We start from the raw sequence: 12,526 nt of genomic DNA on the forward strand, positions 1-12,526 counted from the left end.
CCTGCGCCCGACACTGCCCACCACCGAAACCGGTGACGGGCGTTCGATCAGCCCTTTTCGACCTGACCGAATTCGAGATCGACAGGCACGGCGCGCCCGAAGATCGAAACTTCCACCTTGAGGCGCGCTCGCTCCTCGTCCACTTCCTGGACGAAGCCGTTGAACGACGCGAACGGACCGTCGGAAACGCGAACCGCTTCGCCGATCTCGAACGTGACCGACGGCTTGGGACGCTCGACGCCTTCCTGGACCTGGTTCAGGATGCGCTGAGCCTCAGCTTCCGTGATTGGCACAGGCTTGGAATCACCAAGGAAACCAGTGACCTTCGGCGTATTCTTCACAAGCGAGAAGACCGCGTCGGTCAGATGGGCCTTCAGCAACACATAGCCCGGGAAGAACTTGCGCTCGGCATCGACCTTGCGGCCGCGACGAACCTCAACAACCTTCTCGGTCGGAACGACGATCTGCTCGATCTGCTCGCTCAGGCCCTTCTGCTTGGCCTTGTGCTCGATGTCCTCGGCGACCTTCTTTTCGAAGTTCGAATAGGCGTGGACGATGTACCAGCGCGCAGTCATCTCAGGAATTCTCCGTATTCGCAGCCTTAACGGCCCATGCCCAAGATCTGCTCGACGGCGAATGCCATCAGCTGGTCAGCGGCAAAAAAGAAAATCATCGCAATAATTGCAAAGCCGAGAACCATGACCGTGGAGATCATCGTCTCGCGCCGTGATGGCCACGTCACCTTCGCCGTTTCCGACCTTACCTGCTGCAGAAAGGTGAAGGGGTTCGTGGTTTTCGCCATGTGCCGCTCTGCTCTCAACGTCCGTTGACCGGACTTCTGGATGATCCCGTGACCGGGAGATGCCATCACACGGCCGATATTCGCACCGAATCAGCGCAACATTTCGCCCATGCAATTCGGACGCGTAAAGCCGGATCCCCAGCTCCACGCGCCGCGTGTCTGTTTCGCTTACATAAAACCGATTCTCTCTCCACGCAAGTGGCAGGAACAAGCTTTACGTTTAAACGCCGCGTCGGAACCATCCAGTCGTTCCGTTCCGGCTATTGAAGTCCTTATGCCTGAATTAGCGAATTCTGGCAAGACTGGCACGGGCAGCAGGGCTCGAACCTACGACCTGCGGTTTTGGAGACCGCCGCTCTACCAACTGAGCTATGCCCGTGCATCTCGCCGCGCATCATCTGCGCAGCACGGGCTTCCTAAGGATTTCCTCGCCGTCTGTAAAGAGCGCAATGCGTGATGTCGGAAACATTCACAGCCGGAATTCGTCAGGCGCAACACAGGCGCCCTCGCCCAGCCGAAGCCAGGACTTTGTGCCGGCGTACAGATAGAGACGTGCAGCTAGGGATCAGCAGCAAGCAGCCCTCACGCACGGCTTTCACCCAGTCTGCGCTGCCGAAGCTGTCTGACGGCCAGGAACGCTGCCCATGCACAGATGGTGATCTCGAGCGCGAAAATCCAGTGCAGGACAAAGCTCAGCACCCAGTGCGGATAGCGCGCCGGAATGGTGACAAGCTCAACCGAGAAGTCGCTGAACGGCATCAGCCACAGCATCGGCGCGGCGATCGAACCGAGCATCATGTGGAGCATGGCCGCGACGAAGAACACCAAGCCGGCCTTTGCGAACCGTGGCCATAACCTCCCGACCAGCGGCATCACGACACATCCAAGCCAGAGCCAAAATAGCGGCCAGTGTGTCACATAGCTGTGGTGGTGCGTCTGCTGGCCGTCGACCAGATAGAAATAGAACATGTCGAGGTCGGGCGCGACGCTGCCCAGAAGCGCCGCCGGCATGATTGCGCGGGCATTGCCGCTCACATTCCGAGCCAGCATCCCCAAGATGAAACCGGCCGGCAGATGCGCGATCAGCATGCAACGCTTCCCCTGTTCCCAGGACAAATTCCGCGAGATTGCGGCGGTTTTTGGGGGTGGGGCATGGCCTGGGCAGGCCCAGACTTCAGATCAAGACTTGGTTGATGGCACGTAAGGCCCGCCCGGAACACCCCAGCCCCAGCGAGGCATCGGCTCGTGCAGCGCGGGCGCGGCACCGTCCTGTGAATTCAGCTTGGCCAGCCGCGTGCCCCATTCGAGATAAGCGACCAATGCCGAGCGAAACTCAGGATCGTCGGGCAGCCCCACCTCGTCGGCGGCATCGAGCAACAGCGCGATCCACTGCCGGCGCTGCGCTTCGCTCAGGTGCCGGTTGAGGTGGTGACTGATCATCGCGGGATGGCCGCCATGGGCCTCGCTGTAGTCCTTCGGCCCGCCGAACACTTCGCCAATGAATGCAGCGACATGTGCGGGATGATCGGCGGACATGTTGCGGAATACCGGCTCGAGCAGCGGATCCGCGAGAACCTTGTCGTAAAACACCTCCGTCAGCCGATTGAGCGCCGCAGCTCCGCCAGCCCAGTCGAACAATGTCGGCACGTCTTTTTGCATCGTCTTCCTCCATTCGCGTTGAATGGCATATGGGGAGAGCGACCGCGGCATGGAAGCCTGCAATTGCCAAGCCTTGGCCTGGTGCTGGCGATGAAACGGCGGTTGGGCGCGGGAACGCCTTACTGTTTCCGCGCAAACTCACCTTGAATGGCAAGCCTGCAATTGGCGGGAATGGGGATCAGCCGGCAAACACCGCCATCTATCAGCAGATCCACCGAACCATTCCGGGTCAGAAGGCCAGCCGCCTTGAGCCTTGTCTGATCGGTATAGACGACCTTGATGGGGGCGGCGTCGTCGAACGAATGAGCTTGCACCCCCATTTCGTCAAGATACGCCGCAAGTACGGATGCGGGCGGCTTGGCTCTCAGATACCAGCCAAATCGAGCACCATAGCCAACCAGCCTCGTCTTACCCGCCGCCAGCAGAAGGGTGCAATCGTTCAAGCACAGCCCTTCGTAAGAAACTGCATTGCCGAATAACGGCGACTTGCCTGGAGCCTTGCAGCCCTCATCGCGCGGCTGGCAGCCGCCAAATATCGTGCCCCCAACAGCAACGTCCAAACGCGCCTTACGGATCATCCTGCCCATTGCCATCGCCGTCTCGACGTCACCGCCTCTGGAGGACACCACCAAGGGAAGCTTTCGCCCGCCCAGCGCCTTGAGCGTCACCTCAAGCCGCGACAGCGCTTTTGCATCAATGTCGCCTTCAGCCGAAATCCATTCGGGACAATTCGGTTCGCAACCAGCTTCGCTGGAGCGAACGACCACGAACCACATGCCGCCATCTTCGGGCACGACATGCTTGGGATATGAGCCCGGCTGCGGCTTGATTTCAGGCGCCAGGGAGCAATTGCCGGCAGGAGTGGCGCTCTTGCAGACCTCGATGCTGACCAGCACGTCGGTCGCATCCAGGCTGGTTATCAGGTTCATATTGAGCATCTCGACGGGTGTCAGTTGGCGCATCTCGGCGGCGGGCGTGCTTTGCCCGACATCGTACATTGTCTGCTTGACCCCCATCTCCTTGAGATAGGCCACCATCCTGGCGTTGAACGCCTTTCCCATCTTGGTGGTGGTGTAGCTACCCACCGTCTTGCGCCGGACGACCTTGCGACTGAGGGTCTTTCTCTTGCCTTTGACGACCCGATAGGTCTCGCGATAGGTGATCTTCTGCTGCGTCACGTAAGACGTCACCTGATGGACTCCCATATAGGCCCATTGCCCGACGTGCCTGCGCACGCCGCCGGCGAACATCATCGAGCAGGCGGAAGCACAATAGGCTCCAGCCGAGTACAGCGCCCCCCGATAGATACCTTTTCTGGCCGGATCGAGCTGGCAACCCTTCTGCTCAGGGGCGCATTCGACAAAGCGCGTCAGCCCGACGCCGATGTCGAGTTTTCGGGCACGCAGGATGCGGCCCAATTCCAAGGCTGCTTCAACCCGGCCGCCTGGCGAGGTCACGATGACAGGCAGCCGCTTGTCGCCGAGCTTCTTGAGAAACTTCTTTAAGGCGGCGGGCGTCGACTGGGTGATCGCGCCCTCGGCCGAAGTCCATTCCGGGCACAAGGGTTCACAGCCCGGCGAAGTGCTGCGCACGACGACAAACCGCATCGGCGGTCCATCATTCTCCGGCGGCTTGCTCTTGGTTGCTTCGGCCGACCAAGGCAGCAAAAGAGCAAATGCGGTAGCGATGACAAGTGGCAGGAGAACTCCTCGCCACAGCGCGCGCATTGCCTCCCCCATGGCAGATCCCCCAACCGCCCCTTTTGCGGAGATAGTAGTGCGGGATCGGCGACGTGCAATGCTGCTCAAACAAAAAGGGCGGCCCGAAGGCCGCCCTTGATGCATTCGACGAAAGGACGTCGATTATTCTTTGATCGAAGCGACGATGCCGGCGCCGACGGTACGGCCACCTTCACGGATAGCGAAGCGGAGCTTCTCTTCCATGGCGATCGGCACGATCAGCTCGACGTCGACGGTGATGTTGTCGCCGGGCATGACCATCTCGGTGCCTTCCGGCAGCGACACGATGCCGGTCACGTCGGTCGTGCGGAAGTAGAACTGCGGACGGTAGTTGGTGAAGAACGGCGTGTGACGGCCACCCTCTTCCTTGGTCAGGATGTAGGCTTCAGCCACGAACTTCTTGTGCGGCTTCACCGAACCCGGCTTGCACAGCACCTGGCCGCGCTCGACGTCTTCACGGCCAACGCCGCGGATCAGCGCGCCGATGTTGTCGCCAGCCTGGCCCTGATCGAGCAGCTTGCGGAACATTTCAACGCCGGTAACCGTCGTCTTCGAGGTTGCCTTGATGCCGACGATCTCGACTTCTTCGCCAACCTTGACGATGCCGCGCTCGACGCGACCGGTGACCACAGTGCCGCGACCCGAGATCGAGAACACGTCTTCGATCGGCATCAGGAACGGACGGTCGATCGGACGCTCAGGCGTCGGGATGTAGGCGTCGACGGCAGCCATCAGCTCGCGGATCGCGTCTTCGCCGATCTTCTTGTCCGAATCGTTGAGCGCAGCAACAGCCGAACCCTTGATCATCGGAATGTCGTCGCCCGGATACTCGTACTTCGACAGCAGCTCGCGAACTTCGAGCTCGACCAGTTCGAGCAGCTCGGCGTCGTCGACCAGGTCGACCTTGTTCAGGAACACCACCAGGGCCGGAACGCCAACCTGACGGGCGAGCAGAATGTGCTCGCGGGTCTGCGGCATCGGGCCGTCAGCAGCCGACACGACCAGGATCGCGCCGTCCATCTGGGCAGCACCGGTGATCATGTTCTTGACGTAGTCGGCGTGGCCGGGGCAGTCGACGTGGGCGTAGTGACGAGCAGGCGTCTCATATTCGACGTGCGCCGTCGAAATGGTGATGCCGCGGGCCTTCTCTTCAGGCGCTGCGTCGATCTGGTCGTAGGCCTTGAACTCGCCGAAATACTTCGTGATCGCCGCCGTCAGCGACGTCTTGCCGTGGTCAACGTGACCAATCGTGCCGATGTTCACATGAGGCTTATTACGCTCGAATTTACCTTTTGCCATTGTCTCTTTCCTTGAGCATCGGGACCTTGGTTCCGGTCGGATGCGGGGCGATTACCGATAAAGGCCGAAAAAGACAAGCGCCTTTTGCCCAAACGACCAAGTCGAGGCCAAAAGCAGTGCTGCTCTTTCAGTGCAGGACGCACATATGGGGGCAAAGGGATGCAAATAAAAGGCTTCTTGCCGCGGAGAAAAGCCTTGGAGCGGGTAGCGGGAATCGAACCCGCGTATTCAGCTTGGAAGGCTGCTGCTCTACCATTGAGCTATACCCGCGCCCTGAGCGCCACGCGCCTGTTCAGGAGCGAAGCACGCCCTGGTATTTACCTTGCCGCGCTGTCCTCGCAAAGATGATATCACCTTTCGAAGTCCGCATTTATGGCTTCCCGGCCGGCAGTGGTGGAGGAGGTTGGATTCGAACCAACGTAAGCTGAGCTAACGGATTTACAGTCCGTCCCCTTTAACCACTCGGGCACTCCTCCAACTGCTTTGCCGGAGCCATGCTACGAGGCATTTCCGATCCCGGTTCGTGGCGAAGCGCCCTGCCCCGAAATCTGGGTGGGCTTATGGCGACAAGGTTTTGGCCTGTCAACCGGACATGGTGCGTTTTCATGCGGATTATTCAAAGCGCCGACTAACGGGCCGTATCCAAAGCCAGGCGTGGCGGCTATAGCAGGCGCATGAATGATACGAAAAAGCCCGGAACGCCCAAAGACAGCCACTACGCCAAGCTGCGTCGCACCTTCCGCGACCAGAAAAGCAGCGGGGCACCCGCCTTCAGGCCCAAGCGTCCGCTGCCTCCGGGCGACAACGCTCCTGAGGGCCTGGTGCGGCTTTATGGCCTGCACACGGTGCGCGCGGCACTCGACAATCCACGCCGCAAGATCAGCCGCATGCTGGTGACGCGCAACGCAGCCGAGCGGCTGGAGATTGCCCACGTCAGTGCCCTGCCCTTCGCCACGGAACTGGTCGAGCCGAAGGACATCGACAAGATCACCGGCACCGACGCAGTCCACCAGGGCGTCCTGATCGAGGCCGAGCCGCTGAAGGCCAAGGCACTGTCGGCGCTTGGCGATTCGCCGTTGATTATCGTGCTCGACCAGGTGACCGACCCGCACAATGTCGGAGCGATCATCCGCTCTGCCGTGGCTTTCGGCGCCGGCGCGCTGATCACCACGCAGCGCCACAGTCCGCACGAAAGTGGTGTGCTGGCCAAATCGGCATCCGGTGCGCTCGAGCACATCGACATGATCGAGGTGCGCAATCTCGCCGACGCGCTCGGCGTGCTGCACGAGGCCGGCTTCCAGACAATCGGGCTTGATTCGGAAGGCCCGGCGGAACTCGAAAACACGTTTGCCGGCGACAGGGTCGCTTTGGTGCTCGGCGCCGAGGGCAAGGGCCTGCGCCAGAAGACGCGCGAAACCGTGACGGCACTTGCCCGCCTCGACATGCCGGGTGTCATCCACTCGCTCAACGTTTCGAACGCAGCGGCCGTGTCGCTTTATGCGGCAAGGAAGTTCCTACGCTGACAATGTTTGGGTGACCGTAACGGCCTTCAATTGCAGCTGCTGCGATTTGCGGTCCGCCCCTTGACCTTCCCACCTGACGGAAGCCGTAATTTCCATGGCGCAACGGAGTTTCGCCATGGCCTGCCGCACCCAGATTTTCGCCTTCTGTCAGCCTTTCTCGCGCTGGGCACCGCCCTGCCCGCAGTAGCGCAAGGTGTAAGCGTCACTGATCTGGCCGGCAAGACGCATATCCATGGCCTCGCCTTCGACCGCGCCGATGGGTCAAGCGCGCTGATTGCCACCCATCACGGCCCGATGAAGGCGGCGCCTGATGGCTCGGTGACGCCGACCTCGGAGAGCCAGGACGATTTCATGTGCTTCACGCCGCACCCGACCGACGCCAAGATCCTGTTCGCCAGCGGCCATCCAAAGGATCTCGGCTTCATCAAGTCGGACGATTCGGGAATGATCGATCTGGCGGTCTCGCCCGCCCCCCCCCTATGATCTGCGCGGCGACCGAAGACGGGTTGATGGTGAGCCGCGATGGCGCCGGGAGCTGGCAACAGCCCCTCCTGGCCGGCCAGCCGGTCACGACAATGGAATTGGCCTCCGATAGCACGATCTACGCATTTGTACCGGAGCGTGGACTGTTGCGCCCCACCGAGGCGACGCCGGACTTCAATGCAGTGGGCGAAGGTCCTGACGCTGCCGGCTACGTCCTTCACCTGGCATTGGACGCGCAGGCGCCCAACCGGATGGTCGCTGCCACCGGCACCAGCGCCATCGTCGTTTCAAGCGACGCCGGCGCGACATGGTGGGTTCTCGGAAGCAGGTGAAGCCTTCGGAAACGCGGAACGGGCACCAGCGTCACCGCTGGAGCCCGGTCCTCGACAGTGCTGGGACGATCACGGCGAGGGAACGTTGCGCCGTGGCTTCCCCACCTATGCCGCCTTGCCTTTGGTGTCGGCTGCTTCCGAGCCGACTTCGAAATTGGCCATGCGCTCGAGCGCCCGCACCAGCGCCGAATGGTCTTCCTTGGCCCCTCCATTGGCCGCACAGGAGTTGAACAGCTCCTGTGTCATCGAGGTGTTGGGCAAAGACACGCCGAGCGCCTTGGCGCCCTGAAGCGCCAGGTTGAGATCCTTCTGGTGGAGCTCGATGCGGAAACCCGGCGCAAAGGTACGCTTGACCATTCGATCGCCGTGAACCTCAAGAATGCGCGAGGCGGCCAGGCCGCCCATCAGCGCCTGACGAACCTTGGCCGGATCAGCACCCGCCTTGGAGGCGAACACCAGCGCTTCGGCCACCGCCTCGATCGTAAGGGCGACGACGATCTGGTTGGCGACCTTGGTGGTCTGGCCGACGCCGTTGGGGCCGACAAGCGTGATATTCTTGCCCATCTTCTCGAACACCGGACGGGCACGGTCGAACGGCTTGTCCTCGCCGCCGACCATGATCGTCAGCGACGCAGCCTTGGCGCCGACCTCGCCGCCCGAGACCGGTGCGTCGAGATAGTCGCAACCTTGCGCATTGATCTTCTTGGCGAATTCCTTGGTCTCGATCGGCGAGATCGAGCTCATGTCGATCACGAGCTTGCCCTTGGAAAGGCCTGAAGATACACCATTTTCACCAAACAGAACGTCGGCAACCTGCGGCGTATCAGGCACCATCAGGATAATGATGTCACAAGCCCTGGCCAAGGCCTGGTGCCCGGTGACCGACTTCAGCCCCTTGCCAACCAGGTCAGCCGGCAGCGCGCCGCGATGATCGCTGGCGGTGACCTCATAGCCGGCATCGAGCAGATGGCCCGCCATTGGCGCGCCCATGATGCCCAGGCCGACAAATCCAATCTTTTCCATGTTCGTATTCCTTTAATTCCAGTGGCCGCGTGCTCAGGCAGCGGCGCTGCCCTTGTCGGCAAATCCAGCGAACCAGCCCAAGCCTTCGACCGTTCCGGCCTTGGGCTTATATTCGGCACCGACCCAACCGTCGTAGCCAATGCGGTCGAGGTGTTCGTAGAGGAACGGGTAGTTGATCTCGCCCGTGCCCGGCTCGTGACGGCCGGGGTTATCAGCCAGTTGCACATGCGCGATACGGGCAAGATTGGCCTCGATGGTGCGGGCGAGATCGCCCTCCATGATCTGCATGTGATAGATGTCGTATTGCAGGAAGAGATTGTCCGACCCGACCCTGTGGATGATGGCGAGCGCCTGCTTGGTGTTGTTGAGGAAGAAACCGGGAATGTCCCTGGTGTTGATCGGCTCGATCAGCAGGCGAATGCCGGCCGTCTTCAACTTCTCGGCCGCGAAGGCGAGGTTTTCGACGAACACGTTTTCCAGCACGTCGCGGGCGTTGCCGGCGGGTGCTATGCCGGCCAGGCAGTTCACCTGTTCGCAGCCGACCGCATGCGCATAGGTGATTGCCTTGGCAACGCCTTGGCGGAACTCGTGGATACGGTCCGGCAGCACGGCGATGCCGCGCTCGCCTGCCGCCCAGTCGCCGGGCGGCAGGTTGAACAGCGCCTGGGTCAGGCCGTTCTTCTTGAGGCGCGCCGCAACAACGTCAGGCGCGTGATCGTAGGGCGCGATGTACTCGACACCCTTGAAGCCGGCACGTGCTGCGGCATCGAAGCGGTCGAGAAAGTCATGCTCGCCAAAGAGCATCGACAGGTTGGCTGAAAACTTGGGCATTGTTGTTTCCTCGAAATATCAGTCGAGCAGCATGATTGCAGTCGGTGCGTCTTCGTTGCTCTCGGCAAGCTCTTCGAACTCGACGACATTGTCGATCTCAACGCCCATGGAGATGTTGGTGACACGCTCGAGGATGAACTCGAGAACGACGGGCACCTGATGCTCCTTCATGAGCTGCTTGGCCTGCTTGAAGGCAGCGGCGAACTCCTCCGGCTTGCGCACGCGGACCGCCTTGCAGCCCATGGCCTCGGCAACCGCTACATGGTCGACACCATAACCTGCTTCCGGGTCGCCGGAACGGTTGATGTTTTCGAACGACAGGCTGACCTCGAAGTCCATCTGGAAGCCGCGCTGCGCCTGGCGGATCAGGCCGAGATAGGCGTTGTTCACGACGACGTGGATGTAGGGCAGCTTGTGCTGCGCGCCGACAGCCAGTTCCTCGATCATGAACTGGAAGTCATAGTCGCCCGACAGGGCAACGATGTCGCGGTCCGGATCGGCGGCGCGAACGCCGAGCGCTGCCGGTAGCGTCCAGCCGAGCGGGCCGGCCTGGCCGCAATTGATCCAGTTGCGCGGCTTGTAGACGTGCAAGAACTGCGCGCCGGCGATCTGCGACAGGCCGATAGTGGTGACATAGGTGGTGTCGCGGCCAAACGCCCTGTTCATCTCCTCATAGACGCGCTGCGGCTTGAGCGGCACCTGCTCGAAATGCGTCTTGCGCTTCATCGTCTTCTTGCGGCCCTGGCATTCCTTGGCCCAGCCGGACCAGTCGCGCAGCTTGCCCGCCGTCTTCCACTCGGTGGCGACGTCGAGAAGGATCTTCAAGGCAGCACCAGCATCCGAGGTCACGCCGAGATCAGGTGCAAAGACGCGACCAATCTGGGTCGGCTCGATGTCGATGTGGATGAACTTGCGGCCTTCAGTGTACTTGTCGACCGATCCGGTATGGCGGTTGGCCCAGCGGTTGCCGACACCAAGAACGAAGTCCGAGGCCAGCATTGTCGCATTGCCGTAGCGGTGCGACGTCTGCAGGCCGCACATGCCGGCCATCAGGCGATGGTCGTCGGGGATCGAACCCCAGCCCATCAGGGTGGGAACGACCGGAACGCCGGTGATTTCGGCGAACTCGATGAGCAGGTCCGAGGCATCGGCATTGATGACGCCGCCGCCGGCAACGATCAGCGGCCTCTCCGCCTCGTTCAGCATCGCCAGCGCCTTCTCGGCCTGGGCCCGCGTCATCGCCGGCTTGTGGACCGCGAGCGGCTCATAAGCGTCGATGTCGAATTCGATCTCGGCGAGTTGGACGTCGACAGGCAGGTCGACCAGGACAGGACCCGGACGCCCCGAGCGCATCAAATGGAACGCCTTCTGCAGCGTCATCGGAACCAGGTAAGGTTCCATGACGGTGACGGCCCACTTGGTGACCGGCGCAGCGATCGCGGCGATGTCGACGGCCTGGAAATCTTCCTTGTTCAGCCGGGCGCGCGGCGCCTGACCGGTGATGCAGAGGATCGGGATCGAGTCGGCGGATGCCGAATACAGGCCGGTGATCATGTCGGTGCCGGCAGGACCCGACGTGCCGATGCACAGACCGATATTGCCGGCCTTGGCGCGGGTATAGCCTTCGGCCATGTGCGATGCGCCTTCGACGTGACGGGCAAGCACGTGACGGACGGTACCGCGCGCCTTCAGCGCCGAATAGAATGGGTTGATGGCCGCACCCGGCACACCGAAGGCACAGGAGATGCCTTCCTTCTCAAGAACGAGGACCGCTGCATCGACAGCGCGCATCCTGGCCATGGTCTTACCTCCAACTGGAAACTGATGTTGGCTGATGGTGTCATCGGAGGGCGCATTTTGCAATTTTTTCAAAATATTTTTTCATTCACATGAATGCACGCTTATCATCTGATTTTATGTCGCTTTTCATTTTTCGTTGCATCGCTTTTGATTTTGGATGAAAAAGTTTTTTAAAGGTAATGGGAGCGACGACATGGCAGCGATGGAAAAACGACAGCGTGGACGGCCCCGTGCATTCCAGCCGGCACCGGATGCCGGATCGGTGCAGTCACTCGACCGGGCACTGCGCATCCTTGCCATCGTCGCGCACGGTGACGGGTTGTCGCTGAGCGAAATTTCCGCGGCCTCCGATCTGGCGGCGGCGACTGCCTATCGCATGCTGACCACCTTGCAGAACCACGGCATGGTCGAGTTCGAAAGCGACGGCCAGCTCTGGTCTATCGGGGTCGAGACCTATCGCATGGGGGCAGCATTCCTGCGCCGACGCAAGCTCGTCGACCGCGCACGGACTGTTATGCAGGAACTGATGGAAAAGACCGGCGAGACCGCCAATCTCGGCGTCGCCGAAGACGATTGCGTGGTCTTCGTCAGCCAGGTCGAGACACATCAGGCAATCCGCGCCTTCTTCCGGCCGGGCACGCGCAGCCCGTTCCATGCATCCGGCATCGGCAAGGCAGTGCTTGCCCATCTCGACCGCGAGCGGGTCAACGCCATCGTCCGCAAGGCCGGGCTCGACGCCTATACGGAAAGGACGCTGTCGGAACCGGCGTTGCTTGCCCGCGATCTCGAGCAGATCCGCATCCGCGGCTGGTCGGTCGACGACGAAGAGCGTTACCCCGGCATGCGCTGCATCGCCGCCGCCGTATTCAACGAGTTCGGCGAACCCATTGGCGGCGTTTCGGTTTCCGGACCGACAGTGCGCGTGACATCGGAACGTCTCGGCGAAATCGGCCCGATCGTCCGCGACGCCGCAGCAGAACTGACAAGGATGATCGGGGGCTCCCCCGAAGGCACGGTGCCGGACCTCTGAAACGG

The 12,526-nt window shown here is 61.4% G+C and carries 13 protein-coding genes and 3 tRNA genes; 4 read left to right on the top strand and 12 right to left on the bottom strand.

Features of this window, described 5'->3' with window-relative positions:
- Window positions 1-47 precede the first annotated feature (47 nt).
- The 9 genes from nusG to DY201_RS16470 form a co-directional block, all read right to left on the bottom strand.
- The gene (gene nusG / locus DY201_RS16430; RefSeq protein WP_115732114.1) at window positions 48-575 is read right to left on the bottom strand and encodes a transcription termination/antitermination protein NusG; all 528 of its coding nucleotides are present in this window, start codon (window positions 573-575) and stop codon (window positions 48-50) included.
- Between the two features lie 26 nt (window positions 576-601).
- Window positions 602-802, bottom strand: a complete 201-nt coding sequence (secE, locus tag DY201_RS16435) for a preprotein translocase subunit SecE (protein ID WP_067966516.1) — start codon at window positions 800-802, stop codon at window positions 602-604.
- A gap of 303 nt (window positions 803-1,105) precedes the next feature.
- Window positions 1,106-1,181, bottom strand: a tRNA-Trp gene (locus DY201_RS16440).
- Window positions 1,182-1,384: 203 nt separating this feature from the next.
- Window positions 1,385-1,891 carry a metal-dependent hydrolase gene (locus DY201_RS16445; RefSeq protein ID WP_115732115.1) on the bottom strand — a complete coding sequence of 169 codons (507 nt, stop codon included), beginning with the start codon at window positions 1,889-1,891 and terminating at the stop codon, window positions 1,385-1,387.
- A gap of 90 nt (window positions 1,892-1,981) precedes the next feature.
- Complete coding sequence (locus DY201_RS16450; protein WP_115732116.1) at window positions 1,982-2,461, bottom strand: group II truncated hemoglobin; 480 nt, start codon at window positions 2,459-2,461, stop codon at window positions 1,982-1,984.
- A gap of 119 nt (window positions 2,462-2,580) precedes the next feature.
- Entirely contained in the window at window positions 2,581-4,188 is a 1,608-nt protein-coding gene (locus DY201_RS16455; protein WP_131922529.1) for a hypothetical protein, read from the bottom strand.
- Between the two features lie 135 nt (window positions 4,189-4,323).
- Complete coding sequence (gene tuf / locus DY201_RS16460) at window positions 4,324-5,499, bottom strand: elongation factor Tu (protein WP_115732107.1); 1,176 nt, start codon at window positions 5,497-5,499, stop codon at window positions 4,324-4,326.
- 196 nt (window positions 5,500-5,695) lie between these two features.
- Window positions 5,696-5,769: transfer RNA gene (locus DY201_RS16465), tRNA-Gly, on the bottom strand.
- A gap of 121 nt (window positions 5,770-5,890) precedes the next feature.
- Window positions 5,891-5,975: transfer RNA gene (locus DY201_RS16470), tRNA-Tyr, on the bottom strand.
- A 198-nt stretch (window positions 5,976-6,173) separates the two neighbouring features.
- On the opposite strand from DY201_RS16470, the gene DY201_RS16475 reads away from it, so the two are divergent.
- The 3 genes from DY201_RS16475 to DY201_RS16485 all read left to right on the top strand — a co-directional run bounded on the left by DY201_RS16475 (window position 6,174) and on the right by DY201_RS16485 (window position 7,837).
- Window positions 6,174-7,022, top strand: a complete 849-nt coding sequence (locus tag DY201_RS16475; protein WP_115732118.1) for a TrmH family RNA methyltransferase — start codon at window positions 6,174-6,176, stop codon at window positions 7,020-7,022.
- Window positions 7,023-7,082: 60 nt separating this feature from the next.
- Window positions 7,083-7,505, top strand: coding sequence for a hypothetical protein (locus DY201_RS16480; protein ID WP_131922370.1), 423 nt, complete (start codon window positions 7,083-7,085; stop codon window positions 7,503-7,505).
- 92 nt (window positions 7,506-7,597) lie between these two features.
- The gene (locus DY201_RS16485; protein WP_131922368.1) at window positions 7,598-7,837 is read left to right on the top strand and encodes a hypothetical protein; all 240 of its coding nucleotides are present in this window, start codon (window positions 7,598-7,600) and stop codon (window positions 7,835-7,837) included.
- 105 nt (window positions 7,838-7,942) lie between these two features.
- Here the strand turns inward: DY201_RS16485 and DY201_RS16490 are convergent, their stop codons facing one another.
- Genes DY201_RS16490 through gcl form a run of 3 tightly spaced genes read right to left on the bottom strand, consistent with a single transcriptional unit; the run spans window position 7,943 to window position 11,491 of the window.
- On the bottom strand, window positions 7,943-8,860 hold the full coding sequence (locus DY201_RS16490; RefSeq protein ID WP_115732121.1) for a 2-hydroxy-3-oxopropionate reductase: 918 nt from the start codon (window positions 8,858-8,860) through the stop codon (window positions 7,943-7,945).
- 33 nt (window positions 8,861-8,893) lie between these two features.
- A complete protein-coding gene (gene otnI, locus DY201_RS16495; protein ID WP_115732122.1) occupies window positions 8,894-9,691 on the bottom strand; it encodes a 2-oxo-tetronate isomerase in 798 nt (265 codons plus the stop codon).
- Between the two features lie 18 nt (window positions 9,692-9,709).
- Window positions 9,710-11,491 (bottom strand): glyoxylate carboligase, encoded by a 1,782-nt coding sequence (gcl, locus tag DY201_RS16500; RefSeq protein WP_115732123.1) that lies wholly within the window; start codon window positions 11,489-11,491, stop codon window positions 9,710-9,712.
- 193 nt (window positions 11,492-11,684) lie between these two features.
- Here gcl and bhcR point away from each other — a divergent pair, with 193 nt between their 5' ends.
- Window positions 11,685-12,521 carry an HTH-type transcriptional regulator BhcR gene (gene bhcR / locus DY201_RS16505; RefSeq protein ID WP_115732124.1) on the top strand — a complete coding sequence of 279 codons (837 nt, stop codon included), beginning with the start codon at window positions 11,685-11,687 and terminating at the stop codon, window positions 12,519-12,521.
- Window positions 12,522-12,526: the final 5 nt, after the last annotated feature.

The sequence above is a fragment of the Aminobacter aminovorans genome (assembly GCF_900445235.1).
Classification (GTDB): domain Bacteria; phylum Pseudomonadota; class Alphaproteobacteria; order Rhizobiales; family Rhizobiaceae; genus Aminobacter; species Aminobacter aminovorans.